25 protein-coding genes are annotated in these 26,729 nt (G+C 40.7%); 19 read left to right on the forward strand and 6 right to left on the reverse strand.

Features of this window, described 5'->3' with window-relative positions; translation table 11 throughout:
- Nucleotides 1-60: 60 nt before the first annotated feature.
- The 6 genes from NOM01_RS04600 (at nucleotide 61) to NOM01_RS04625 (ending at nucleotide 4,539) form a co-directional block, all read left to right on the forward strand.
- Entirely contained in the window at nucleotides 61-816 is a 756-nt protein-coding gene (locus tag NOM01_RS04600; RefSeq protein ID WP_255746781.1) for an NUMOD4 domain-containing protein, read from the forward strand.
- 18 nt (nucleotides 817-834) lie between these two features.
- The gene (locus NOM01_RS04605) at nucleotides 835-1,323 is read left to right on the forward strand and encodes a hypothetical protein (protein ID WP_255746783.1); all 489 of its coding nucleotides are present in this window, start codon (nucleotides 835-837) and stop codon (nucleotides 1,321-1,323) included.
- Between the two features lie 158 nt (nucleotides 1,324-1,481).
- Nucleotides 1,482-1,880, forward strand: a complete 399-nt coding sequence (locus NOM01_RS04610; RefSeq protein WP_255746784.1) for a phage holin family protein — start codon at nucleotides 1,482-1,484, stop codon at nucleotides 1,878-1,880.
- On the forward strand, nucleotides 1,880-2,905 hold the full coding sequence (locus NOM01_RS04615) for a glycoside hydrolase domain-containing protein (protein WP_255746786.1): 1,026 nt from the start codon (nucleotides 1,880-1,882) through the stop codon (nucleotides 2,903-2,905). Before NOM01_RS04610 ends, NOM01_RS04615 begins: the two co-directional genes overlap by 1 nt.
- Before the next feature lie 148 nt (nucleotides 2,906-3,053).
- Nucleotides 3,054-4,331 carry a hypothetical protein gene (locus NOM01_RS04620; RefSeq protein ID WP_255746788.1) on the forward strand — a complete coding sequence of 426 codons (1,278 nt, stop codon included), beginning with the start codon at nucleotides 3,054-3,056 and terminating at the stop codon, nucleotides 4,329-4,331.
- 16 nt (nucleotides 4,332-4,347) lie between these two features.
- Nucleotides 4,348-4,539, forward strand: a complete 192-nt coding sequence (locus tag NOM01_RS04625) for a hypothetical protein (protein ID WP_255746789.1) — start codon at nucleotides 4,348-4,350, stop codon at nucleotides 4,537-4,539.
- Between the two features lie 66 nt (nucleotides 4,540-4,605).
- Here the strand turns inward: NOM01_RS04625 and NOM01_RS04630 are convergent, their stop codons facing one another.
- From NOM01_RS04630 to NOM01_RS04640, 3 genes are read right to left on the reverse strand one after another with little or no spacing between them, the layout of a single operon-like run.
- Complete coding sequence (locus tag NOM01_RS04630) at nucleotides 4,606-5,205, reverse strand: replication-relaxation family protein (RefSeq protein ID WP_255746791.1); 600 nt, start codon at nucleotides 5,203-5,205, stop codon at nucleotides 4,606-4,608.
- Nucleotides 5,198-6,340 carry an FtsK/SpoIIIE domain-containing protein gene (locus NOM01_RS04635; RefSeq protein ID WP_255746793.1) on the reverse strand — a complete coding sequence of 381 codons (1,143 nt, stop codon included), beginning with the start codon at nucleotides 6,338-6,340 and terminating at the stop codon, nucleotides 5,198-5,200. The genes NOM01_RS04630 and NOM01_RS04635 overlap by 8 nt, the downstream gene beginning before the upstream one ends.
- 2 nt (nucleotides 6,341-6,342) lie before the next feature.
- Nucleotides 6,343-6,639, reverse strand: coding sequence for a hypothetical protein (locus NOM01_RS04640; RefSeq protein ID WP_255746794.1), 297 nt, complete (start codon nucleotides 6,637-6,639; stop codon nucleotides 6,343-6,345).
- 180 nt (nucleotides 6,640-6,819) lie between these two features.
- Between NOM01_RS04640 and NOM01_RS04645 the strand changes: the two genes are divergently transcribed.
- Complete coding sequence (locus tag NOM01_RS04645; RefSeq protein ID WP_255746795.1) at nucleotides 6,820-7,050, forward strand: helix-turn-helix transcriptional regulator; 231 nt, start codon at nucleotides 6,820-6,822, stop codon at nucleotides 7,048-7,050.
- On the opposite strand, the gene NOM01_RS04650 is transcribed toward NOM01_RS04645, so the two are convergent.
- On the reverse strand, nucleotides 7,047-7,298 hold the full coding sequence (locus NOM01_RS04650) for a hypothetical protein (protein WP_255746796.1): 252 nt from the start codon (nucleotides 7,296-7,298) through the stop codon (nucleotides 7,047-7,049). The genes NOM01_RS04645 and NOM01_RS04650 overlap by 4 nt on opposite strands.
- Before the next feature lie 395 nt (nucleotides 7,299-7,693).
- On the opposite strand from NOM01_RS04650, the gene NOM01_RS04655 reads away from it, so the two are divergent.
- The 8 genes from NOM01_RS04655 to NOM01_RS04690 all read left to right on the forward strand — a co-directional run bounded on the left by NOM01_RS04655 (nucleotide 7,694) and on the right by NOM01_RS04690 (nucleotide 13,647).
- Nucleotides 7,694-7,861 (forward strand): XtrA/YqaO family protein, encoded by a 168-nt coding sequence (locus NOM01_RS04655; RefSeq protein WP_255746797.1) that lies wholly within the window; start codon nucleotides 7,694-7,696, stop codon nucleotides 7,859-7,861.
- A 64-nt stretch (nucleotides 7,862-7,925) separates the two neighbouring features.
- Entirely contained in the window at nucleotides 7,926-8,594 is a 669-nt protein-coding gene (locus tag NOM01_RS04660) for a hypothetical protein (RefSeq protein ID WP_255746799.1), read from the forward strand.
- Entirely contained in the window at nucleotides 8,575-9,705 is a 1,131-nt protein-coding gene (locus NOM01_RS04665) for an ImmA/IrrE family metallo-endopeptidase (protein WP_255746802.1), read from the forward strand. The genes NOM01_RS04660 and NOM01_RS04665 overlap by 20 nt, the downstream gene beginning before the upstream one ends.
- A 285-nt stretch (nucleotides 9,706-9,990) precedes the next feature.
- The gene (locus NOM01_RS04670; protein ID WP_255746805.1) at nucleotides 9,991-10,134 is read left to right on the forward strand and encodes a hypothetical protein; all 144 of its coding nucleotides are present in this window, start codon (nucleotides 9,991-9,993) and stop codon (nucleotides 10,132-10,134) included.
- A 212-nt stretch (nucleotides 10,135-10,346) separates the two neighbouring features.
- Nucleotides 10,347-11,912, forward strand: coding sequence for an IS21 family transposase (gene istA / locus NOM01_RS04675; protein WP_255746808.1), 1,566 nt, complete (start codon nucleotides 10,347-10,349; stop codon nucleotides 11,910-11,912).
- Nucleotides 11,909-12,676, forward strand: coding sequence for an IS21-like element helper ATPase IstB (istB, locus tag NOM01_RS04680; protein WP_255746811.1), 768 nt, complete (start codon nucleotides 11,909-11,911; stop codon nucleotides 12,674-12,676). The genes istA and istB overlap by 4 nt, the downstream gene beginning before the upstream one ends.
- Nucleotides 12,677-12,700: 24 nt before the next feature.
- A complete protein-coding gene (locus NOM01_RS04685) occupies nucleotides 12,701-13,099 on the forward strand; it encodes a sigma-70 family RNA polymerase sigma factor (protein WP_255746814.1) in 399 nt (132 codons plus the stop codon).
- Between the two features lie 2 nt (nucleotides 13,100-13,101).
- Entirely contained in the window at nucleotides 13,102-13,647 is a 546-nt protein-coding gene (locus NOM01_RS04690; RefSeq protein WP_255746817.1) for a tyrosine-type recombinase/integrase, read from the forward strand.
- Between the two features lie 23 nt (nucleotides 13,648-13,670).
- On the opposite strand, the gene NOM01_RS04695 is transcribed toward NOM01_RS04690, so the two are convergent.
- Nucleotides 13,671-14,975 carry a hypothetical protein gene (locus NOM01_RS04695; RefSeq protein ID WP_255746820.1) on the reverse strand — a complete coding sequence of 435 codons (1,305 nt, stop codon included), beginning with the start codon at nucleotides 14,973-14,975 and terminating at the stop codon, nucleotides 13,671-13,673.
- A 685-nt stretch (nucleotides 14,976-15,660) separates the two neighbouring features.
- Between NOM01_RS04695 and NOM01_RS04700 the strand changes: the two genes are divergently transcribed.
- Both NOM01_RS04700 and NOM01_RS04705 read left to right on the forward strand, forming a co-directional pair.
- A complete protein-coding gene (locus NOM01_RS04700; protein ID WP_255746822.1) occupies nucleotides 15,661-21,744 on the forward strand; it encodes a DNRLRE domain-containing protein in 6,084 nt (2,027 codons plus the stop codon).
- Nucleotides 21,741-21,986: a hypothetical protein gene (locus NOM01_RS04705; RefSeq protein WP_253059780.1), complete on the forward strand. Its 246-nt coding sequence runs from the start codon at nucleotides 21,741-21,743 to the stop codon at nucleotides 21,984-21,986. The genes NOM01_RS04700 and NOM01_RS04705 overlap by 4 nt, the downstream gene beginning before the upstream one ends.
- Nucleotides 21,987-22,846: 860 nt before the next feature.
- On the opposite strand, the gene NOM01_RS04710 is transcribed toward NOM01_RS04705, so the two are convergent.
- Nucleotides 22,847-22,993, reverse strand: a complete 147-nt coding sequence (locus NOM01_RS04710) for a hypothetical protein (RefSeq protein WP_255746826.1) — start codon at nucleotides 22,991-22,993, stop codon at nucleotides 22,847-22,849.
- Between the two features lie 422 nt (nucleotides 22,994-23,415).
- Here NOM01_RS04710 and hemA point away from each other — a divergent pair, with 422 nt between their 5' ends.
- A complete protein-coding gene (hemA, locus tag NOM01_RS04715; RefSeq protein WP_255746828.1) occupies nucleotides 23,416-24,774 on the forward strand; it encodes a glutamyl-tRNA reductase in 1,359 nt (452 codons plus the stop codon).
- 536 nt (nucleotides 24,775-25,310) lie between these two features.
- A complete protein-coding gene (locus NOM01_RS04720; protein ID WP_255747078.1) occupies nucleotides 25,311-26,534 on the forward strand; it encodes an L-lactate MFS transporter in 1,224 nt (407 codons plus the stop codon).
- Nucleotides 26,535-26,729 lie beyond the last annotated feature (195 nt).

The raw sequence follows: 26,729 nt of genomic DNA on the forward strand, positions 1-26,729 counted from the left end.
TACATACCATACTTATGCTACAATAAATGTATCAAAAGTATGGCAAAGGTGGCAATATCAATGAGTGAGCTTTGGAAAGATGTTGCAGGCTATGATGGTATTTATCAAGTTAGCGATCATGGACAAGTCAGGAGCTTAGACAGGAAGGTCAAAAATAAAAATGGAATATATAATAAACCAATCAAAGGGAAAACATTAGCACAGCATCAGGACAGGAACGGATATATGTATTGTTACTTTTCAGTTGATGGGCATGGAAAAAACGTAAAGGTACACAGAATTGTATGTCGAGCCTTTCATGGCGAACCATTTGTAGGTGCCGTTGCAAATCATATTGATGGTAACAAAGGTAACAACAGTGCCAATAATCTTGAATGGTGTTCCAATCAGGAAAACACTGGACATGCTATAAAAACTGGGCTTTGGAAAAACATAGGTGAAGCGGCTAGCTCCGACGTCTTAACAGAAAAACAAGTATTAGAAATAAGAAACAATCACACTGATTCATATGATGAACTTGCGCGGATGTACGGAATATCTAAGGCATCCATTGCAGATATTAAGAAGTTTAGAAGCTGGAAACAGCTTGGCGGTGATGAATTTTTAACAGTTCCCGACAGTGCAAAGCTAAAACTCGGTCTGGAAATAAGAAAAGTAAGGAAAGAAAATAAAATGACGATTGTAAGCTTTGCTTCTTCTCTAGGTGTTTCTAGATACACTGTCATGAGATGGGAAAGTGGAAAAATGGCTCCAATGGATGGAACATTAAGAAATTTAATTGAGAAATATAATTTGCAATTAGACAAAGCAAAATAATACTTGGGAGCATGACAAATGAATCATGACCAGATTGTCCAACAATTGAATGACCTAAACAATCAATTACAAGGCATACAGAGTAGCACACAATTTGTTATAGAGACAATGTTAGCGATCCTTGGACTAGTTCTAGTTGCATTGCCATTTGCGATTAAGTTTTTTGTTGACTGGAAAGTAGATAAAGAACTTAACAAGAGAATTATTCAGATCATGAATAATAATCCACCATTTTATCATGCTGAAGGATTTGAACAACCGGATGATGAAAAACTGATCTACTTTGCATCTCATATTCAAGGTATTGAACAACTTAATCCGGAAACGGTATTATTCATAAATGTTATCCCGGAATCGAATACTGCAGGTGGATTAAAGGATGTTATTTATGGAGAGATACAAATGAATAAAGATCAACGGCCATGTTTATTCATAAATGGTTATTTTCCAAATAATAAGAAGATACGCTACTCTGTACAATGGCAAAGAACAGAAGTCATTAAATAATCAACACCGGAAGTACCTGGTGCAATACACAAAAGAGCCTTTGGGCTCTTTTTTGCGTACCCCAATAAAGGAGGATAGCTTTTGCTAAGACCCGAGGCGGGTCTATTTTTTATGCTCAAATTTAAAATCTTAAACTTTTTATATGAGGAGGCGTCATCATGAATTCGTTGGAATTTATCTATCGTTCTGCTGCAGTTCTGCTTGGGGCAGCTGTCGGCTATCTATTTGGAGGTTGGTCCATGCTGATCAGTATTTTGGTTGCTTTCATCGTTATTGACTATGTTTCAGGAGTTGTGGCAGCGGCCTATCTAGGCAAGCTATCATCTAGCGTTGGATTTCATGGCATTGCCAAAAAAGTCATGATCATTATTGTTGTAGCTGCCGCTCATTTAGCTGATCAAGCCTTAGGCACCGAGCACATTGCACGCGACGCGGTAATCTTTTTTTACCTGGCAAACGAGCTATTAAGCATCATTGAAAACGCTGGCAAAACCGGTTTGCCAGTACCGGATCAGATTACTAAACTCGTAGAAATTTTGAAAGGTGGGAAAAAATAATGAGTGTAAAAGCTATGGATTGTGCTACAAAGTTAAGCGCTGAAAAAGCAAATGATCTCTATGCAGCAGGAATTCGATTGGTTGGGCGGTATATTGGCAGTCCGTCCAGTTGGAAGACGCTTGAAACAGCAGAGGTAAAAGCATTACAAGCAGTAGGCATTAAAATTTATTCGATTCGACAGACGACCAATAATGTGGCGTCTTTTTTTAATTACGCAAAAGGAGTTTCTGAGGCCAAGGAAGCCGAGACTTGGGCGCACAGCATTAATCAACCGAATGGAACAGCTATTTACTTCTCGGTTGATTTTGACGCTAAGGGATCCGCTCTGGCCGCTGTCAAACAATTTTTTAAAGGTGTGGATGAGACGCTTAAGGATTACAAAGTAGGTGTCTATGGCTCTTACGGCGTGATCGAAGCGCTGAGTGAAACAACGTACACCGATTACTATTTCCAGACATATGCATGGAGCGGCGGGAAGGTAAGCAAGTATGCGGATCTGTACCAATATAAAAATGGCCAAACTATTGCCGATGTCACCGTTGATTACAACGAGATTAAAGGCAATGCAGGAGAGTGGGAAGCTGTCGCAAGCAAAGAGGACAAGCCAAAGACATCCAGTGTGAAAAAGAAAAATCAGTCCGTCCCAGATTCGTACATTGTGAAATCTGGTGATACATTGTCTGAAATTGGTGCTCGATACGGCATTGCCTATCAGGACATCAAACTTTGGAATGGTCTTAAATCTGATCTGATTTTGCCTGGTCAAAAACTGAAAATGAAAAAGGCTGCACCCGTAAAGAGTAAGCCAAACAAGAGTGGGTCATCAGTCGTTCCCTACCCAGGACACCTGATCAAGAAGGGCAGTACCGGCAAGGATGTCGAACGGATCCAGCATGCATTGGGAATCAAAGTTGACGGGATCTTTGGCAAACAAACTGAAGTTGCAGTCCAGGCGTATCAGCAGCGTCACGGATTATCTGTTGATGGTATTGTCGGTATTCAGACCTGGAACACTTTGTTTTGACATAACTGTAAGAACACATATATCATACCCGGCTATGCCGGGATACATAAAAAATAATTATTAATAATAATTAGTATTGAAGGACTATGTAAAAATAATGTCGAATTACCTTAACTGAAGAATCTTTTCAGATAGGGTGATGTATCATATGACAGCTGAAACAAGCATTCTAAATCGACATTGTGTAGCTCTTGCCGCAGATAGCGCAGTTACTGTTGGTACTAAGGGAAATCAAAAAGCATATAATTATGCTAACAAAATATTTGCTCTTTCAAAAAAATATCCCATAGGAATTATGATTTATGGAGGAGCAGAATTTATGTCTGTCCCTTGGGAAACAATTATCAAGGTTTTTAGATCTCAGTATGGAAATCAACCAGAAAATACAGTTAAAGAGTATTGCAAAAAATTTGTTGAATTCATAGAAAAAGACCCAAGATTTTGGAGCGACCAAGCTGAGCTTGAAATAGTTAGCAGAGTATTTGAAGAATTATTTGGGGAAATCCTCCATGATACTGAAGAAAAAATAAACTTTTTTATAAATAAAAGGAAATCGCAACCAGTTCCCGAACAAGTAGAAGGATGGATAATCGCTGAATTAAAAAACAAATATCGTTCTTGTTTACAAAGAAAACTTGCGAATAGTTTTAGCGATGATGATTATGCTGCTTTTGAACAGAAGTTCTCAGAATTAATAAGAACTTTGCTAAATCGTCATATGATGATCCCATTAAAAGAAGATACGATCGTTGCAATAATTAGAATGATTTTTGCATTCATATCAAGGGATTGTTATACCAATTCTAGTTCGGGATTGGTTATTACTGGATATGGTGAACAAGAAATATTTCCTAAGCTTTACGAGTACTCCATTGAAGGGTTTATTCTTAAAAAGCTCAAACTGGAAGAAAAATCTACTGTAGCGGTTGGATCACATGTTTCGACTGACTTTTGTACAGCTGCCATTAAACCATTTGCTCAAAGTGAGATGGCATACTCTTTTATATCTGGAATAGAGCCTAGACTTAAATATAACTATTTTCGCGTATTGAATGAAACCTTTTCAGAATACATGAATGCATTAAAGGGAATGTTGGAAATAACCGATAAAAAATTTGAAACAGTTAAAAAATCAGGGCAAAAATTTTTAAAAAATTTTAGTTTTGGAATTAACCAGATTCAACAACAATATTATATTAATCCATTAATAAACATTGTCACTATTCTTCCCAAAGAAGAAGTTGCTGAAATGGCAGAAGCACTAGTGAATCTTACTTCTTTCAAAAGAAGGGTAAGTATAGATTTAGAAACAGTAGGTGGACCGATTGATGTTGCTCTGATAACCAAGGGTGATGGATTTGTTTGGATCAAGAGAAAACATTATTTTGACCCAAATTTAAATCATAACTTTTTCAAAAATTATTAATTGGGAGGTTAGCGAAATGAGTGCTGCTTTATTAATGACTGATAATAATGGTAAAGACGTGATTAACAACTTTTTTCATATTCCAACTAAACAAAGAGCATATTTCAAGCTAAAAAAAGAGGAACAGGAGGGAATAGAAGACATAATTGATAAAATAAAAAATGAAATTCATCAAGATGGCGATATAAATAAAGATAATAGTATATGATGGTTCATCAATGATTTTAAAACCCCCAGCAACTTGCCGGGGGTTTATAATAGTAAATTTACTTTTTCATGCTCTTTTCATTTTGGAGTACATCTCCTGCACACTTTTTGTCTGCATAATGCCTTGTAATCCATCATATTGGCGTTGGCCAACGATCCAGATGATTGGAAAAACTTTTTTGCTTTTCCGCTGCCAAGATAAATTTTCCCAGACGCGACTGATTCGATATTGCTCATAACGAGCAATTTTTTTAAGCATGATGTCCGAACTGTAATTGCTTAACTGTGCTTCGATGAAAAAAGGAGTACCATGCCAGATTGCAAATATATCCGGTTCAACCGTACCTTTTCCACCAATTTTAGGTTCAACAAAAAATTGTCGTAAGCCACCTAGCCGCCGCATGGCTGAGTATATTTTGAAGATTGCCTGAAAGTGGTCAACCTTCTGGCTGTTGGTGCTCATCTTAGAATCAATTGGGAAGTACATATAAGGCTGGACGGTTCGGTCAGCTTTTATTTTCTTTCGGTCAGACAAGCGCCTGAGTACTTTATTCGCACAGGTCACAGGTGTTCGTATGTCTGAAAAATACAGGTCAATAATGTTATCCCTGCTCAAGCAATGAAACCGTTCAATGTCGCGCATAATTGCGTCATCACGTTCAGTCATCGTCATCATCCTCAAGCAGTCCGAATTGTTGTCCTTGTTCCTGCTCAATCAGATCTTTCTGCAGGATGGAAGGTACTTGAGTAAAGAATGGTTCAAGCAATTTCTCTACTTGAGCGGCAGTAATAAACGGCGCCTGAACGACTTGAGTATCGATGGTTTTCACGATTGCTCTGCCGGGGCAGGGAAGTTTCTCAGCGCCTGCCTGATCAAGTATGATTTTAGAATTGATTTTATCTGCTTGCTTAAACGAGATCCGCACATTCAGATTATTTTTTAACTTTCCATCCAGGACATCGGCATCTGGTCGCTGCATCGACAAGATCAAATAGACACCTAGGGCACGCCCGATCGCTGAAATGTCTTCAATCAGAGCCATCACTTCTTTTTCCTTTTTTAATAACGCAACCTCATCGATACATACCACAATATCCGCAATCCCGCCGATTTCTACAGTGGAAAGGGCACGCGCTTTTTCAAGCATCTTTCCCCGCCGTTCGAGCTCGTGTCTCACCTTTGCTAATTCAAGCGCCAAAGTAGCTGCAGATGTGCTGACCGACTCTACATGGCTGTATCCCCGGAATAAAGTCATTTCGGAATACTTTAGATCGCCAAGAACAAAACGTAGTTCTTCCGGCGACTTATAGAGCATTAGTGTGGTAAGGATCGCTCTCAATGCACTGGATTTCCCATACCCGGTAGCGCCGGCAACAAGGACATGCGGGTGATTTCTTAAATCAAATGCTTGGAATGTTCCTGTCGCATCCACCCCTGTCACGATTGGTAAGCTCATGCCTTCAATTGCAGGATCAACTAAAGAGCGACTGTATTTGAGTGTCTTTGGCATCTGTTTTTTGTAGACATGGACCGTAAATTTTTTCAGTTCCCCATCAACTGCGGTGTTGCTGCCAAACATTTGCTTAAATGCATAGTCAACTTTTTTTACTGACTTTGGATCCATTCCATTGGGCAACGTGAATGTTAAAATCACTTCGGACAGTTTGTGCTGCACGCTATGAATGAACGGCTGTACTTCATAAACAGTGCCGCCAATTGTATTCTTACGGCAAAGCCCGGCTACGCGAAAACATTGCTGCAGCTTTCGGTAATAAGGATCAAAGCGAATGAAAAAGGACATGATCATAACCCCCAAAGTGGATTTTTCAAAACAAAGTAGATAAATCCTGCAGCGAATCCAATCATTAGCACACCTTTAGCAATCCAGGGTATTTTCTCGGCAAATGGATCATCTTTCTGTGCAAGACGCTTTTCAACTCTGGCCATAACGATGGCGAACGCGCCAACGCCTACGATGATGGCCACACCAGTTGCCATCATGGGCGATAATGTTAACAACGATTTTGTCGTTACTCCGTAGACAATTCCGCATGGTTTCGGTTCGAACGCTTTCCGCCAATCTAGTTCGTAATATTCCATTACTCACACATCCTTATTTACAAAATTTCAGAATCCCATGGCACCAGGCAGGGACGAGCTGAATACTTGAGTACGTCTACTCAAGTGGATAGGTGAGCAGCTGCTACACTAGATACTATGGTAGGAAAGGCTTGTCTGTTGCCTGTCCACCTGAACAAATGTAAAGAAGGACAAGACCGTGTGGTGCAGAATACTTTAACAGAGGTGATCGCAGCCATGAATAAAATTGCAAGGTTGATTGAACAAAAGGGACTAAAGAAGACATTTGTCGCGCAACAGGTGGGTATCTCGAAAGGATCCTTATCCAATATCGTTTCAGGAAAAACAAAAGAGCCGTCCCTACACGTGGCCATAAAGTTGGCCAAAGTGCTCGGGACGACTGTGGAAGATTTATGGGGCAATAATGATTAGTTCCAAGTCCGTTCATTCTTAGGATCAAGCGTAGCAATCATATGTTCAAGTTTGTGCTTCTTATCTGTTAAATAATTGATCATATCTGAATCTTCATCGCTTTGTGTATCATAGCGTGAAAGACCTTTGTTCGTTTCTTTTAAGCTTTGTTCGAGCGCGGAAGAAATGAACGTCCACTCAGATACATCTTCAACTTCAATGCGCGATTTTTCGTAATGACCGTGATCACGTTTTACAGTATGTTTCATGTTAAATCATTCCTCCTTATAAAAGCAAACCTTGTTGGCTAAAAACTGGCTGTGCTTAAATTAGTTATTATGAAAGCCTTTAATATAAGTCTTAGCGACCGCTGGTTATACGGACACCGTCTCCATTACAAGAAAATCTTTGGAGATTTCCAAATGCTCGAAAGCCTTGATACGAAAGGGTTTTCGGGCATTTTGCATTCTAAGTCATGTACTAGAAAATATGAGAAATGCAAAACATTTTGCATTAATTTTGCTTCGTTTTGGTGCCGTAAAGGTCGTTCATTGTTTCGTCCACTGTGCGAGTTTCAAGTTGATCAAGCTCGTCCAAAATGTGTGTGTATATTTTGAGTGTGCTCACAATAACTCAGTGACCAAGGCGTCGAGTTAGATATTTAATGCTCACGTGTTTGTGCATTGAACCATGTAAAGCTCTGGTTGTTGTCCTAGATGGTGTTCAGAAAAAATCAAAGATAACTGAAACAGTTGAGCATGGGCTAACTATAATTGAGACAGTAAAAGAGAAAGCTGTGAGAAAAAAGTATGATGAAGGGAACTTATATTAATTGTGGTTGCAAAAACACATGTTTTTTTGTAAAATAGTTGCAAAAGCATAGTGAGGTGATTTGAATGGCTGTATCAGTTAAAATACTTGATGGACCAATTGAGACGATAAATAAAGCTGTTCCCTTGGAAATTCGACGAGAGCTGGCTCGGATTGTTATTGATGCATACAAATGGTCTGATATTCTTATCAAGAACACGGCAGTATTTCAATCGTTACGAGGCAGAAAAAGATTGTTGCCTGAAATTAAGAATGTGGCAGTCGAATTTGTGGCTATGCAAGCTGTAAAAAATAACCGATTACCCTTTCAATATAGAATGGCATCAACTTCAAATCACTCTCATTTTTATTTGGAATTATTCGATGGAAATACCTTAATACATTTTAATCAGGTTGCTCAGAGAAACAATTGTGCTCGAAAAGCTTTTTGCAGAGACCGCCTAATAAAGCCACTAAGTAGCTATATGGATTTTGATAGTGGATCCATTGAATGTGACAACAAGCAATATTTTCAAGTGAATCATGGTTATCAATCGGTGGCACCGCTGTTTGTGACACTGGGGATCCCTGAGAAAAGCGGAAAACTTGGGCCAAAGATCTACTTACTCGATGAATACTCTGCTTCAACCGGTAAGTATCCAAAATCAAAAATTGAAACAGTTAAGGACTTTAGTTATGAAGACTTTCAGCGATACGCTGAAGGAGAGGAAGGAAATGAATTATTTAAATCATGAGTATGATAAGTTTAATGGAGAACGGCTTAAATTAGCCAGAAGAGTTAGAAATATAACATTACAAGAACTGGCAGAAAAAATGAAAAAGAGTCATCAGGCAATTTCAAAATATGAAAATGGAAAATCCTCGCCTTCTTCAGATGATGTCATGAGATTGTCTTATTTTCTTAAATTTGAGCCTTCCTTTTTTTATTTAAAAGGAAGTGCTGCAGACTTGGAAGACAACTCATTTATTTTTAGAAGCAAGGCTTCAGTGGCGAAGAAATACAAAGAGCAGGTTGAGGCAACCATGATTTTAATCAAACAGTTTGTTGAGAAGATTGAATTCAAAGTGTCTCTGCCTCCCTTTGATAAGACTTTGATTGAAAAAAATGTGCCTTACCATGCATACTCAGAAGAAGAAATTGAGAGCTTAGCAATTAATGTCCGTGGAAGATTTGGTCTGGGAAGTGGACCGATAATAAATCTTACGGCACTTTGTGAAAGAATGGGAATCATCATCGTCTTTATGAACTTTAATAGTGACGGGATTGATGCTTGTTCAGGCATTGTTAATAACCGGCCTTACATTGTTTTAAATAAGGATCGTTTGTCATCGGTGCGCATTAGATTCAATATTGCGCACGAATTAGGGCATATATTGCTGCACCTAAAATATGACAAGAACATCATTTCAAATAAAAACCACTCAAAATCAATAGAACGCGAAGCACACCAATTTGCAAGTTCTTTATTAATGCCAGAAGAGGGGATAGTCGGGGATTTAACGGCACTCGGCCTTGATTACCTCGTTACATTGAAGCGTCACTGGCTCGTTTCTATACAGGCTATTATTTATAGAGCCGAACAGCTCGGGATCTTTACTGCAGATTATGCCTTGTATCTTAGGCAGCAAATCAGCAGAAAAAAGTGGAGAACCGTTGAGCCGCTTGATGACAAAATTCCAAAAGAGAAGCCAAAACTGTTGTCTTATGCTGTAGAGTATTTGGAAAAAGAAAAACACTTTTTCATCTCCCAGCTTTCCTTTCTAACTGGAATTACAGAAGATGAAATCTTATTGTTTTGTAGCAGAGAGCAAAGACAAACAAACGTTATTCAATTGAATAAATGATTCATGAGGACACCAAATTAATGCGTATGCGTCAATTGGTGTCTTTTAATAGATAAAGCCGGAAAACAGAGAATTAATCTGTAAATAGTGAGACAAATGAGGAATAATTTGTTAAACTAAAGTCAGTAAAGAATTTTAAATTATTCAGGTAACTACCCGGAATAATGAACGTATCAATTGAAAATAATTAAGCTTTTGTCCAAGATAGGAAAGCCTGAGGACACTGATTCGCGCATTCGCGTTGATCGGTGTCCTCTTTTATTTTGTCAATGAGGGAGTGTACGAATGGCAATCCATTATAAAAGTAATAGACGTAATATAAAACAGAGAAATGGAAAACCGCTGACAGATGAAGACATTAAACGGTTGATGAATGTGAGTATGCCTACTTACCGAAGAGTTAAGGGCGGCGCATTGAAACAGAGATAAAGGGGATCATGGCGCATGAGGCAACTAATTCTTGAATATAAAAAATCCATTCGTATCATGAGAAAGACTTATGAAGCAACAGATCAAGAAAATGTAACTGCTAAACTAAAATCAACAGATTCTGCTAAATAGAAATGAACACTTTTCGCTAAATAGTCATCCAGATAAGTTATGATAGTTTTTCAACATGATTTGTCTGGAGGATTCGAAAGGTGGAAAAATTACTCTTGTATGTACAGGTTAATCAGTTAAGTAAACAAGGATTCAAAGTGGCGAAAATCGCCAAGAAATTGGGCATTTCAAGAAATACTGTTTATAAGTTTTTGAAAATGTCTTTTGAGGAAGCAAGCGATTGGGCGAATTCTCTTAGCCAAAGGAGAAAGAAACTCGATCCCTATCGGGATCAAATGATAAGTTGGTTAAGAGAGCACCCCGACCTTTCTTCCGCCCAAATTGAGGATTGGTTGAAGGAAAACCATCCGGGTCTCACCATTGGAGGGAGCACCATTCGACTATTCGTTAAAGATCTGAGAGAAATTTACCATATCTCAAAAGACGTACATACTCGTGATCATGAAGCGGTTGATGAACTTCCAATGGGGTATCAGGTCCAGGTGGACTGGGGAGAAATAACGCTTAAGAACGTAGAGAACAAGGAGGTGAAGCTCTACTTTATCACATTCGTTCTGTCCCATTCTCGATATAAATACGTGGAATGGCTGGGAAGACCTTTCACCACCAAAGACACGATTCGATGCCATGAAAATGCCTTTGCTTATTTCGGGGGCATGCCGGAGGAAATGGTTTATGACCAAGATCACTTAATCACGGTCAGTGAAAATGCGGGTGACATTATTCTGACCGGTGAATTTCAGGCTTATAAAGAACAACGTCAATTTCGTTTACATCTATGTCGAAAAGCAGACCCCCAAAGCAAGGGGAAAATAGAAAATGTTGTCAAGTATGTTAAGTATAATTTTGCCAAGAATAGGGTCTTTACGAACATCGATACATGGAATGAAAAAGGCATCGCTTGGTTAGAACGGACAGGAAATTATAACGTACACAATACAACAAAAAAGAGACCAGTTGAAGTGCACGCCCTCGAAAAGCAACACTTGAAACCAGTCTCTCCGCTACTCTCCATTGAGAGCGACTATAGTTCCAGTATAACAAGAACGGTCTGTCCGGACAATGTCATCAAATATAAATCCAATCGTTATTCCGTGCCCTTGGGAACGTATCGTCGAAATGGTGATAATAAAGTTTTCATTGAAATCAATGAAAGTGAATTAATCATCAAAAAGCAATCACAAGGTGAAGTCCTGGCTCGGCACATCCTAAGCACCGGAAAAGGCGAGCTCATCAAAAACAGGCAGCATGCTCGTGATCGTTCAAAAGGAATTCAAGCCTATAAGGAGACGATTATCCGTCAATTCAATGACGGTGATCAAGCCGTGTTATTCATTCAAGAATTGAGTACCCGGTATCCGAGATATGTTCGGGATCAGCTTCAAATCGTTCAGTATTCCCTCCATCATTTCCGCCAGGAAATTGAAGAAGCCTTGGGTATCTGTATAAAAGACCAACTCTGGAGTGCAAATGATCTTCGAGATGTTTCCCAACATCTCGCCCGCCAAAAAGAAACAAAGGAACTACAAGCACCTCGTCATACTAAGAAACCACAAAACGATCGTGTCACGCGAACACGACAAGCGGCTGCATCGATCAGAGAAATGGACGATTATATCAAGATACTTGGAGGCATGGGACAATGAACAGTACAGTCAAAGAGATACAAGAACACTTCCGCCATCTTCGGATGGCGGAGACAGCCAATGGGCTCCCGCATCTCTTACGAAAAGCGGAACAAGCTTCTTGGACTTATCAAGAATTATTGGAGGAACTTCTAACTTTCGAATTAAAGCGGAGAGAAGAAAAAAATGTAGAGAGACGATTGAAGTGGGCCAAGTTCCCTTATCAAAAGACATTGGATGAATTTCGCATGGACGAACAACAATCCATTAGCAGTCGGCAGATTAACCAGTTACGGGAGTTGAATTGGCTAGAACAACAATATAACCTGGTTCTTCTTGGTCCGCCAGGGGTGGGCAAAACCCATATTGCGATTGGCCTTGGCCTTGAGGCTATCTATAAAGGCTTCAAGGTAAGCTTTTTAACCATGGGGGAGCTCGTCCATCTGCTCAAGACAGAGGAGTACCTATCTAAATCCAAAACGCAGCTAAAAAGGCTCCGGGAATCGGATCTTGTCATCATTGATGATCTGATGTATCTGGCAATGGATCAGCGAGAAGCCAATTTGTTTTTTCACCTGATAAACTATCTGTACGAACGAAGTTCGATCATCCTGACATCCAACAAAGGACCGAAACAATGGGGAGAATTAATGGGTGATCAGGGAATTACAACGGCTATATTAGACAGAATTCTTCATCGGGTGGAAGTCATTCATCTAAATGAAGACAGCTATAGAATTAAACACCGAAGCACAATTTTCAAAGAGAAAAGTGTTCAAAATTAATTAGCAAAAAGTGTTCAAAACTACTTGACGGTTACAGAAAATGATCAACAGATTATCGGGAGTATGATTCGCGACTTAGAATTTGCTGTAAAATGGCTTGAACACGGCAGGAATCCTGACAGTTATCAGAAGGGTGCCGAGCGAGCTCGTGTATATCTGGAAGACCCGGATATTTTAAACAGTATTGAAGATAAATCAGCAGGCAGACAAGCAGAGCAGATCGAAGTGAACCCAGAGGAACAGCAGTTAATTAAGCAAATGCTTGCCAATTTAACGGAACGCGAAGAAGACGTTTATATGATGCATCATGCAAAGATGCTGCCACTTGAAGAAATTGGCCAATTGGTCGGGGTTACCAAAAGCACGGTATCAACAACTTATCGTCGGGCAGAGAAAAAAATCAATCAGTTATTGGAGGCTTAGTAATGAATGTCGTACAGCCAATTCGTGACCAAACAAAGATTAATAAAATGTATGAAATATTACGTGCCAAGAGAGAACGTGATATTATCTTTTTCTTGCTTGGTATTACCGTTGGTTTGAGAATTTCAGATTTGCTGACGTTAAAAAAGGAGGACTTGTACAAGCCACACATTACCATTGTTGAACAAAAGACCGGGAAGACGAAACGCTTCAAGATCTCTGGATACATTAAAAAGTATATTATTCCGTATGCGGACAGCCTTAAAGAAGGTGAATACCTTTTTAAAAGTCGTGAAGGTAAAAATAAACCGATCCATCGATGCACCGCTTATAAAATCCTAAACACTGCAGCTAAAAAGTGTCATCTTCAAGAAATCGGCACACATACTCTGAGAAAAACATTTGGTTATCATTTTTATCAAGCCAATCATGATGTGGTCATGCTTCAGGAATTGTTCAATCATTCGACACCTGAAGTCACCCTAAGGTATATCGGCATCACCCAGGATTCAATTGATAAAGCAGTGGACAAGGTAAAGCTCATCTGAGCAAGATTTGTTCTTAAATATTATTAATCGATGTCATCAATGCCATCTTTATAAGGTTTTTTGGTAACTTTTCCATTGATATGAATGATAATTTCTTCCGGGGGAAATGATATGTCATCAATGATATGGATGTCTCCGTGATTTTCTTTTTTCTTCTTTGGAGGTTCTTTAATATAATGATCATAATCTAAAGCATAAATTAGCAATTGTAAACAATCCCCGGAGAGTTGCATACTGTAATCAGGAAGTATTTTATCTTCAATTAAAATCCTCAAAGAAATTTCACCCGATAGATAATCACCGTCTTTTATCGCATATTCTAAGGTTTTGGAGATATCGTAGTGGCGGTCTGAAAATAGTGAAGAACTAATGTGAAAAATTTTGAAACTGTCCGTTTCTGTATCATCTACGTTTTGTACCATGTCTCTGTATGCAGGAATAATTTTCTCAAGTTCTGTTAAGTAACTTTTGACAATTACTCGTTCTGTAGGTTCAAAATTCAACAGATCAATCTTAAAAAAAGAAATACAATCCTCAATTTCCTCTTCATACCACTCGCTTGTAAGCTTTCGCTTTTTTGCTTGAAAATACAGCTGCTCCAGCTGTTGGGCGGTCGGCCATGTTTTATCAAACTTAATTGGAGTGTTTCGTGTTTTGGTTTTAACATTCTCATAAAGCATGTCAATGTCCTTCATCAATTGATTCAAACTCTTGTATCGAAGTAAAATGAAACGAATAAGATCGTTAACACATACCTTTTTTTCTCCACCAAACATTTGCTCAGCTTTTCGGTCATTTGAATATAATAGAACGGCGTATGTATCATCATCGAAGAACCTCGACATCGACCAACTACTAAAAAATCGTACATCTTTGTCAAATCCATGAAGCTTTACTTCATTACCATTCACAGAATGTATACCAAACCAAGCGCGAATTTCTTTGAAATAAGCTTCATCTGAATAACTGCGTCCAAATTCACATGCGTGGAATATGCTCCGATCCTTTATGTATGGCCGTTTATGTTTTGTCGCCAGATTGATACTCAACCAAGCATTTTTGATTGCTTCTAGCATCATGTCAACAGTGGTCAAGAAGTGAGCAAAATGAAGTGAATCCATATTTTGGTGCTTGCTCTTTATCGGTTTCTCTATTCCTTCAACCGTCACATTCAACCAATCCATGCATGAGCAAATTTTACTCCATACATCTTTCTCTTCACGATTAACTTCATCCGCGTACTCAGCGAAATACAAGCGAATGAAATTGTGTTCATTAACCTTATTTCGAAACTTATTAGCAAGCGAGGGATCCAGTTCGGGGATCATCATTCCACCATCCTTTCAAATATGCCACGTGAATTTAAAAAAGAATTAACGGACTTCCTACCATTCAGCCTACATTAATTGTAGCCTTCGCTATGAATTCACGTCAATTCACAGTAACGATAACTCATATTTTGACAGTCGATAAAGTTATGGTGGACAAGCCTTTCAGCAGTTTAGCCAGTTACACAGAATTGGTCCTGAAGGGAACTCGTCACACGAATTGTCCTATAAGTGAAGGGGTATTTTTCAAAGGACAATTGATACCTCTCAGACAGCCTGTATCATCTTCCGAAAAGCGAAGTGGAAAATGGCTTGATCTCAGTCGGTCAATCCTCTCAGCGTAGTTGTAGGGACAGCTATAAAACATGCTTTTATTTCCATCAATTTCTTTTCAAAAATGAATATATTTGTTCGACCGAAATTAATTATGTTACATCGAGCCATGATTTCCGTTTATAGCATTGTGGGTTTTCATTCTTGAATGAAATAATCTAACAATTTGAGACACGAAAATATAGTGAGAGCTAACCTCTGCGCAAAATTTGTCGAAAAGTAACAATTGTTATTTATGTAAATTCTATTGTGCTCATTTCTGTTTCTCCAATATAATCAATCTATGCTCAAATTAATTCATAGATTAGAGGTCTGAAGATCAAGAATCTTTGGATCAACAGGAGGAAAGTTAATGGTTTTTACACAATTTAGAAAATGGATTTGCACGGTGCTCTGTGCTACGTTAATTATCAGTCTCTTGCCCAGTGTTGCTTCTGCAGATCGTGCAAGTGATCAAAAAGAAAAGGTTCATCAGTCTACTTCTACTGCCACTACAAGTGAGAAGTCTCAGACAAAGACAGAATTGGTTTCAGAGCGAGATGCCTATTCAAAAACATTTGTTGACAGCAAGGGGCAACGAACGAAAGAAATTTATGCTACACCGATTCATCATAAAGAGAATGGAAAATGGGAGAAAATTTCAAATGAGTTGGTTCAATCTTCAGACAAGGATGAGCTACAGACCGATTCTACTTCTCTAAAAGCCGTCTTCCCAAAGCTATTTGATGAAAATAAAGCCATTGCCTATCAGTATGGAAAGTACAGCCTTTCCTTCTCTCAATTAAAAGCCTCTGATGGAGAACATACTTACTCGTCAAATGAATCCGTTCGAACAAAAAATGAAAAAAATCAGATCATCTATCAAAACATTTTTTCGAATATTGATCTGCGTCATATTACACTCGACAACGAGGTCAAAGAAGATTGGATTATCAATCAGTATTCAGGAATCAATCAATTTCAGTACAAAGTCACAACCACTTTAGCAGCTCAGATTGAAAAGGACGGCTCCATTGGTTTTTACAAAGATGAGAAGAAAGAAGATAAAGAATTCGAACTCCCTCGCCCAGTGATGGAAGATTCAGCTATTGATTCGGGACTTGGCAGCGGGGCTCGATCTGATGATGTTCATTATACACTAGAGAAAGCAGATCAAGGCTATCTCATTAACGTCATTGCCAGTAAAGACTGGCTGGAATCCAAAGACCGAGTTTATCCAGTCTATATTGATCCTTCTGTAAGCATTGATATATTGGGAGATACCTTTATTTCAAGTGCGTACCCAACGACTAATTACAATAAAGAATGGGACTCTGTTCAAGGTGAATATGTCTTAAAAGTTGGTAAATACGACAGCACAACAGGAACGAACTATGCTTACATGAAATTCGAAGTCGTTGGCGATTTAAAGGGGGCCATTATTGATTCAGCATCGCTGAACACCTTTGTGACTCATTCTTATTACGCAACGCAAAAAACAAGCATTTGGGTGGATCGGGTCACCACGGGGCCATGGTACGTCAACGATTTGATATGGAATAACCGCCCTAATTCCACGAGTCTGTCCAGTACTTCCGTCGCTCGTGATCAATGGGCCTCATTTAATGTACAAAGTGCTGTTCAGGGCTGGGTTAATGGTGACTACCCGAACTATGGCTTCCGCATTCATGAGAACGGAAATGGGCAAACCTATTGGAAGAAGCTAACGGCGGCAGAAAGTGCAAATAAAGCCAAACTCGTCATTTCCTACCATTATCCGACGATGAAAAATCCGTCGGTGACGGCTGCTCAAGATGGGTCAGGAACCGGTTATACAAAGGTCAGCTGGCCGAGTGTGAGCGGTGCCTCCACGTATAGTCTGCAGATGTTTGATGGCAAGGGGTTTGAAACCGTCTATACCGGTTCTGCGACGAGCTGGAGTTCCCAAGGAAAGAAGATCTTTCCAAAAACTCCTTATTCGAGTAGTTCGACCTATAAACTGGACGGATCAGGAACCGAATTGGCGCTAAATCCAAGTGCTTTTTATTCGGCAAAAAATGGTACCTCCACCACGCGAAAGGAGTATGGCTATCGTGTCGTGGCCAATTATCCGAGCGGCAGTAGTCCAGTTTCTGCGGAAGTCAAAGCGGCAATCCCAGCAACAACAGTCGAGACTCCAGATTTGCCTACGGTTAAGGCTTCCGCTTATCCGGATTCAGATACAACAAACACCGATCGCGGATGGCTTGATCTCTCATGGAAATCGGTGCCGAACGCAACAAGCTATAAAGTATTAGTATATAACGGAAAAAGTTCTGAAGAGTTTGATGTGGGAAATGTGACCAGCTGGTCGACTAAGGGAAAAAAGATATGGCCGACAGCAAGTGAGATTGCCAGTGGTCGCTATACGTTGCATCATGATCAACAAGGGGTTGAACTCCCGATTGAACCCAATCCAGTGTATCAAAACGCGGCGAAAGATGGAGGAAGTTATACTTCCTACCATCGCTATTCCATACGAATTAAAGCCGTTAACGGATCTTCATCTTCCTCAGCTTCTGATTCACAATACGGCTATATTCCGCTCGATAAGCCCACCAATGTCACCATGCAGGGGGATTTAACGGATCCTGTCAATAATAAAGGAGCCTTGTCGGTTCAATGGTCTCCAGTCACGGGTGCAGGGGGATACAAGGTTGAGATTTGGGATGGGAAAGACTTTCATTCCTATGATGCAGGAGAGACAACGAGCTGGAATTCGGACGGGATCTCTTTATTTACAAACGTCACCGATTTGCCTATGGATCCTTCGAAAGAGTATGCGCTGATTGGTGCTCCACAGTGGCTCATTGATAAGAAAGCTTATCAAGTTCATGTACGTGCGTATCGCTATAACGAGGATAATGCTCCCTCAAGTGAAACAGAAAAAATGACGGGTGAACGCGGACTCAGTGCAGCGACCGCCAATCAATATTGCAGCATTACGAAACATGAAGAGTTGTGGGGTCTAGAAGATTATTTCACGTATGACAAACATGAATTGGGTAATGCAACCGTGTCCTTCAATGTCACAGCGGGCAACTTTGCATTGCAATTGGATGATCAATCTCTGTTCACGATCAGCCCCATTGACTTTACCCTAACACGCACATACAATTCGCGATCAAATAAAGGATCAGCAATGGGCAATGGCTGGACCTTCTCTGGTAACGAACGCTTGACGAAAAAAGACACGAGTGAGAACCCGACCATTTATTACGACGATGATGATGGAACGAGACATGCGTTCTTTTACGACGCGGAACATCATACTTATCTCTCGCCTGAAGGCAAGTATTTGACGCTCACTCAGGAATCTGTTGGTGGGGCGGCGGGCTATCGTCTTAAGGATTCGGATGGGTTCTCTAATTTATTTGAACAGGATCCGACTCAAGCAACCCAGTTTCGAATAAATGCTTACCAAGATGCGAATCAAAATGAAATCCGATTTACGTATAACGCAAATAATCAGCTGACCCAGATTAATGAAGTGGATCATTCCGGAACGTCAGTTCGTTATCCGATTGACTTAACCTATAATGATCAGGGAAAAATTAGCAAGGCCGTCTTCAAAGATCGAAGTGTGGACTATCAATACGATGGCGATCAACTTGTACAAACTACCACGCATACCAGCGGGACAAGCCGCACTTTAGTGAACAGCTATGACTATGATGATGCAGGACGCCTGACACAGTTTACCGACAGCAAAGGGAATGAGGATACAATCAGTTATGATGAGCATGAGCTGTCGATTCTCGAACCGCAAAAGTCCGGAGCTGAATCCGTTTCCACCACCTATCATTATGATGACGAGAACAATAGCTATGAAGTGAGTGATACGACGGGACGGACGACGACCTATCAACGGGATACTGACCATGATACGTATGCAGCCACGCATACGGAAAATGCAGACGGAACGACGTCAAAAGTGATTTACGATGATCATTACAATGTACTGACAGATACCGATGAAAATGGGAAGTCGGCGACTTATACGTATGACAGTCGCGGGAATGCATTGAGTGATACCGACAAGGATGGGAAGACGACCACTTATCGGTATGATGATCAAAATCACGTCATCGAAAAAACCGATCCCGATGGTACAAAAACAACCAATCAGTATACCGGTGCCAATTTGACGCAAACTCAGATCGGCGAAGAGATCACTAAGTACAGCTATGATGAATATGGCCGTCAAACGAAAGTTATTTATCCGAATCAGACTTACAGTACAACGGACTATCAAGATGGCAGTCTAAAAGAAGTTGAGACGGATGCCAAAGGCAATACCACATCCACCGCGTATAATGATTACGGCCAGACGATTAGTGAGACGGACGCTGACGGGCGGACAACGCAGTACACCTATGATCCGCTGAATGCAGACCTTAAGACATCCGTAACGGACGGCAACGGCAATAAAACAAGTTACACTTATGATGATAACGGCAACATGACGTCTCTGACTAATGCGAAGGGAAAGACCAAAACCTATACGTACAACGGCAATAATCAGCTTTTGACGGCAGAATTGCCGGTTAGCGGAACCACTGTGATGAAAACATCGAACACTTACGACGCAAATGGGAATCTCGCGAAAGAAACCTTGAATTCCGGGATTACAACGCAATATGATTACGATGAAGTCAATCAGATGACGAAAGCCACGGTTCAAAAATCAGGACAAAGTGTCTTGGAGTGGTCGAATACGTACGATGATGCGGGCAACCTAACCGGGCGCACTTACACGGATTTAACCACAAACACCCCACTGGTGACGAAGAAGTGGGCGTATACCGCTGAAGGACTGTTGACCAACTATATTCAGGGGAGTTTCCAAACTCAGAATAGCTACGATGCCAATAGTCAGCTGACGAAGCAGAATGTGTCGATGACGGATAGCACGCAGCCTTTAAATTTGGGTCAGTCGTTTGCCTATACGCCGGAAGGAAAAGTGGACAATGTCAAGGTTACTGAATCCGATGGAGCTGACCTGCTTCAGCTTGCGTATACCTATGATCTGACACATAATAAGACAGCAATCAATCTGAATAACGGGCTTTTCACCAACAGCTATGTCTATGACGAGGCCAATCATTTAACCGGATTATCGTATACAAAGGGCTCCGACGGTTCAGCAACACTGAACGTTTCTTACAGCTATGACCATTCGGGAAACATCACCAAGGCTTCAGATTCGGATGGGGATTCAACGTACACGTATGATGGAAACAGTCAGCTGACAAAAGAGGTTCTTCCGGGTGGAACAACGAATACGTATACGTATGATAGCGTGGGTAATCGAACAGCCAGTCAGGTCAATGGAACAGCCGCTACGTTTACTTACAATGACGCCAATCAGATTCTGACGAAGAATGGCACTGCCTTTCGCTATGATGCCGATGGCAATCTGACTCAGGATGATCAATTTAACTATGCGTACGATGCACTCGGCAATCAGACGAGTGTATCGAAGCTTGATGGAACGGAAGTTGCACGATATGCTTACGACGAAAACGGTTTGCGTACGAAAAAAATGGTTGGCGATCAGACCAACGAATACTATTATGACAGTGACAGCAACCATTTGATTCTTGAAATTACGAAAAAGGGGAATGAACTTCAATCCTATCACTATTACCAATGGGATCCGAACGGTCATGTCGTCGGAATGGTCGTTAAAGATAAGGACTCCTCCGGAAATTGGAAGACGAGATCCTATTATTTTCTAACAAATCAACGCGGCGATGTGGTACAAATTGTCAACGAATCCGGCGATAATGTGGGTTCCTATACGTATGATGCCTATGGAAATATTCTCAGTGAAGACGGAGCCGTTGCCAAAGCTAATGATGTTCGTTATGCCAGCTACACCTATGATTCAGAAACGCAGCATTATTATTTACAGGCACGATACTATGACCCTCAGAATGGCAACTTTTTATCCATGGATCCAGATCCGGGTGATGATGATGACACATTATCTCAAAATGGGTACACCTATGCGGAAAACAATCCTGTTATAAAGATAGATGCTGATGGGAATAATCCGATAATTATTGGGATTGTTATAGTATATACAGCGTATAAATTATATAAAGTTTATAAAGCATATAAAAAAGCAAAAAAAGTATATAAGTTAGCAAAAACAGTTAAGAAAATTAAAAATGTAGCGGGGAAAATAACAGGATATACAAGACATGGACTTAATCAAGCAATGGGAAGAGATGGGGGAAAGGGGGTATCCGCCAAGGCTATACTTGATGCTGTAAAAAAACCAAGTCGAGTGGTGAACCAATCAGGAGGCAGAGTCAAATATATAGGAAAAAACGCAGTCGTTGTACTTAATAAAGCCGGAAAGGTAATAACAACTTATGCGAAAAATTCAAAAGGGGTAAGAAAAAAGTGAATGAGCTTAATGACACGATGATTTTATTGCTCAAACAATGTTTAGGGACGCATAGGCCAGATCTTCTATGGGTTTTAGATGACTCAGAAATAGATATCGATGAAAAGTTAGGAAATGAATTACGAAGTGCTGTGAGTGAGGAGCTTATAGAGAGAGGTTTTGATAAAAATGATGAACCAAATCAACTCGGAATAGACTTAGAGAATTTAATTGATCAACTTGGACGTATTTTTATGAAATAATAATTTTGAACAAAATAGGATTATCGCTTTACTAGTGCCGTCCATACCGATAAAGATTCCTCAGGTAATTGGAGAACGACACCATATTATTTTCTGACGAATCAACGTGGCGATGTGATTCAAATTGTCAACCAAACTGGCAATAAAGTAGGTTCCTATACCTATCCAGAAGCGTGAACGACTGAGTGAAAAAGGAGTAACCTGATGACCTGTGAAGATGCCTTCCGATATTTACAGAAGTATGGTTTGAAGTGTAAGCCAACAGATGTGGCACAATGGCTAAAGGAAGATAAATTTATCACTAATTAGGAGGAAATAAATGAGGATGTTCTCGAACGCTTTAATGACTGGCGTAGATGGAAAGGAACTGCTTATGAAGCAGATATTGATCACCTCACCCAGATCAATCGGCTGATTGAAGAGAACGCAGAACTCAGAAAAGAAATCGAAAAATTACACATAGAAATACAGGTTTTAGAAGATCAGCTTGGCATTCAACCTTTCTAGTCTTTACCTTCTCTGTACTGAAACGGCGGATTCCCCTACCAACAAATAAAAAATGAGGTGGGGGAATTTTAAATGACTATGATTTTCTTAGTTGAGACACACATTTTCTCTGTGATGCCCTGCTTTTTACCATTGTCCCTTGCCTGGCAGCTCTGTCCCTCGTTTCTGTCCTAAGTGTCCCTAAAACATGGCATAAGTGGGCTTATGCCATGGCAATATACAAAAAAAGCCTGGAATATCATGTTGGGCATTACAGAATTTACTTGAAGAAATAAAAGAGCCATTCCTAAACGTGACCATAAGATTGGCACGAGTCATAGAGACGACTGTGAAGGATTATAGGGAGACGAGGCTTAGGCTTCGATCTCCTTGTTTTCTTTATCAAGATATTCGATTTCATGAACGACCGCCCAATAGATGGGATCGGTAAGCAGATCGTTGTGATGCCCTATTTCGTATTTTTTCAAGGTATTAAGTTTACGATTGTTTTCCTGAATCATTATGCTGATGCACTTAATTTGGGCATTTTTGGTTTGCTCCTTTTTTCTGGCTCAGCTAGATGAAAAAGGCTATAAAATGCTTATGTAGTGGGGTTAAACTGTAAAAGTTGTACGCCTACCGTCTCCATATGGAGTAAAGAAAGCTGCAGGCCTTGAATGAAAGGTTGTGCAGCTTTTTTCGTCTGAGATATTCTGAGCATGAGTCAGAGCAAGACAAATGTATAATTTAATTATTCTAGCTTGGATTCGTGTCTCATTTGCTAAGAGATGCTTCCTGTTTGGAAAAATGATACAATGAACAGTGACTTTAAAGTGATAAAAGTCACTGTTTTGTTCTGCTTTGATTTATTGGTTTGTAATAAAAAGAGGTTCATGATGTTCAAAGTCCATCTTTGAACAAAAAGATCGGAGGAAGCTGGTTCATGCATATTCTGACAATTGGAGTCAACCATCGAAACACTCCGGTGAACATGAGAGAAAAATTGACGTTTCAACCGTCGGATTTAGAGCAGGCACTCCTTAAATTAAGAGAAGCAAACACTATTGTTGAAGATGTGATTCTATCTACATGCAACCGGACAGAATTATATGTTGTCTGCGATCAGCTGCATGCAGGTCGTTATTATAGCGAAAAATTTTTTATTGAATGGTTTGGGATTGATCCTGAACGTATTGCTCCATATTTGATCATTAAGGAAGATCAAGAAGCTATTCGTCATCTGTTCCGCGTGACTTGCGGATTGGAGTCCATGGTGTTGGGTGAGACGCAGATTATCGGTCAAGTAAGAAACAGTTTTTTGACAGCCCAACGGACCGGGACAACCGGTACTTTATTCAATGAACTGTTCAAGCAGGCATTGAATGTGGCAAAACGTGCCCAAGATGAGACACAAATCAATGATCATCCGGTTTCGATAAGCTATGCGGCGGTTAAAATGCTTCAGAATACGGTTGACTCGCTTGAAAGCAAGTCGGTGCTGATGATTGGTGCGGGTGAGATGAGCAGGCTGGCGCTAAAGCATCTGACCAGTGCCGGTATCAGGCATTTGACGGTGATGAATCGAACGAGAGGACGAGCAGTTCAATTAGCAGCAGAGTTTCATGGTCAGGCTGCGAATCTGAGTGAATTAATTGTTCGGATGGAGCAAAGTGATCTTGTTTTTGCATCCACATCAGCTCCTGTTTTTCTGATTACTAAGGAGACTATTCTACCCCTTCTTGCAAGACGGGGAGGACGTCCTTTAATTCTGGTGGATGTCGGGGTTCCGAGAAATATTGATCCGCAGATTGCTCAGCTGAACGGTGTGCGTCTGTTCGATATTGATGATCTGGACCGGATTGTCGACGACAATCTGGAAGCGCGAAGAACCGCTGCGAGGCAGATTGAACGACTTGTTGATCATCAACTGGTTCAATATACAGAATGGTTGCAGACGCTTGGCGTTGTGCCGGTCATCTCCGGTTTGCGTAAGAAAGCACTCTCTTTGCATGCTGAGGCAATGAAGCGTATTGAAAATAAACTGCCTGGGATGACGGAACAAGAACGAAAGGTCATCAGTCAACAGACACAGAGCATGATTAATCAGCTTCTGCATGATCCGATCCGGAATATTAAAGAATTGGCAGGACATGATCAAGGTATCCGTGCGGTCAAACATTTTGCCGAAATTTTTAACATAGCCGCGGACACAGAACGATCCGCTCAGGCATACCAGTGGGACCTTCTCCCGAATTCCTCCGTTAAAAGCAAGGAGAATCATCTTCCCATTCATACGGGTTAAGAAAGTTTCATTTATAAAAGCAATTCTTCTATTTGTTTCAATACATGATGGTGGCCCGTAAATGGACACGCCATTTTTTTACAAGGAAAGAATGTAAATGATTTTTGCCAAAGCAAAAGGTTGTGAACCAAACGCGCAGGTGCGAGACTCCTGCGGAGCGGCCCAGTTGATCGCAGGCCAAGGGAGACCCCGCAGGCATCAGTTTGCTTGAGGAGGCTCCCGGACTGCCCGCGGCCGTGCCCAATTGATCGCGAGCAACCGGAGCGTATTCAAAATCCGGCATGGTTTATGGACTGGGCGCTTTTGCCCATTTTTTCTAATGCTCCTGAGATGCTTTTATCAGTATCATCCGAACTTGAATCCGCAATCTCTGCCGTTCATTCCTTGTTTTCGTCATCTCATTCTGTTAACGCTTTCACAAGCCTTTTTGTTGCTACAATTAGTGTGTGGAAAGGAAATAATCCTTCAGAAAAATTGATTTTACAGTTTTCTATAACTAATTGGAGCGAAAAGAGGTCATTAACATGACAAATGAAATGAAGAGCTCAAAACAATCCCGTCTGTCAGTACTGATTGGAACGGTTATTGCAATGATTGGTTTAGGTACCATCTATACATGGAGTTTGTTTAATCAGCCGCTTGCCGATACGTACGGCTGGAGTGTCGGTGCAGTCGCGACGACGTTTTCTATTATGAGTTTTGCTTTGTCTTTCTCGACTTTATCGGCCAGCAGCATTCAGAAAAAATTGGGGATTCGCGGTCTGCTCATTCTCAGCGGAGTGGGGATGGGTGCAGGCCTGATGATTACGTCGATTTCTTCATCGCTGTGGATGCTGTACATCTTTGCCGGGGTTCTTGTCGGTGCATCGAACGGTATCGGTTACATGACAACACTCTCAAATGCGATTCAGTATTTCCCTGAGAAAAAGGGCTTGATTTCGGGAATTGCAGTCGGCGCATACGGAACCGGAAGTCTGCTGTTTAAGTATGTTCTCGGATTTTTTATCAACTCTGTCGGTGTTGTGCAAGCCTTCCTCTATTGGGGAGTTATCATTATGCTCTTGCTCATTGCCGGTGCGTTCTTAGTGAAAGAGGCAAAGGTCGCAGTAAAGCCGCAAAGAAGCAGTGTCAAGGTCCAAAATGATTATACCTTAAAGGAAATGCTGCACACGAAGGAAGCGTATCTTTTGTTCTTTGTCCTGTTCACGGCATGCATGAGCGGATTGTATCTGATCGGCAGCGTGGCGAATATCGGTGTCAGTCTTGCCGGACTGAATATGGCAACAGCCGCGAATGCGGTGGCACTGGTTGCGATCTTCAACACGACCGGGCGCATTGTACTGGGCACCGCATCCGATCATTTTGAGCGGCTGAAGGTGATTGCTGTATCGCTCTTCATTACTGCGGCAGCTGCACTTGTCCTCAGTGAGTTGAAACTGAACTTTGCTTTGTTCTTCATCTGTGTCTCTAGTGTTGCATTCTGCTTTGGCGGGAATATCACCATCTTCCCAACCATTGTTTCTGAATTCTTCGGTTTGAAAAATCAAAGTCGGAACTATGGAATCATTTATCAAGGGTTCGGGATCGGCGGTTTAAGCGTATCCTTCATCTCCGGATTTCTAGGTGGATTCGCGCCAACGTTCAACTTCATTGCGCTGCTTTGCGCTGCTGCCTCTGTTGTTGCGATGCTTCTCCATGTCCCAGGTACGAAACGTGCCCCTTTATTCGCTGCACGCAAAATACAGGAAGAGAGAAGATAATTGATTTTTGAGGATGAAAAATGGATTATATAAATAGATGGCTCGTGAGATTTTTGCAAAGGCTTCTGCTTCAAGCATCACAGTTGATGTTTGAGGCAGAACTTTTTGTTGTTTAAAAGAAGCAGCGATACAGGTCCAAAAAAGTCTGTTAAAATGGTAATGAAATCGTTACCAGGATGAACTGAGAGCGGGTGA

The organism is Sporolactobacillus sp. STSJ-5 (assembly GCF_024385605.1).
Lineage (GTDB): Bacteria > Bacillota > Bacilli > Bacillales > Sporolactobacillaceae > Sporolactobacillus.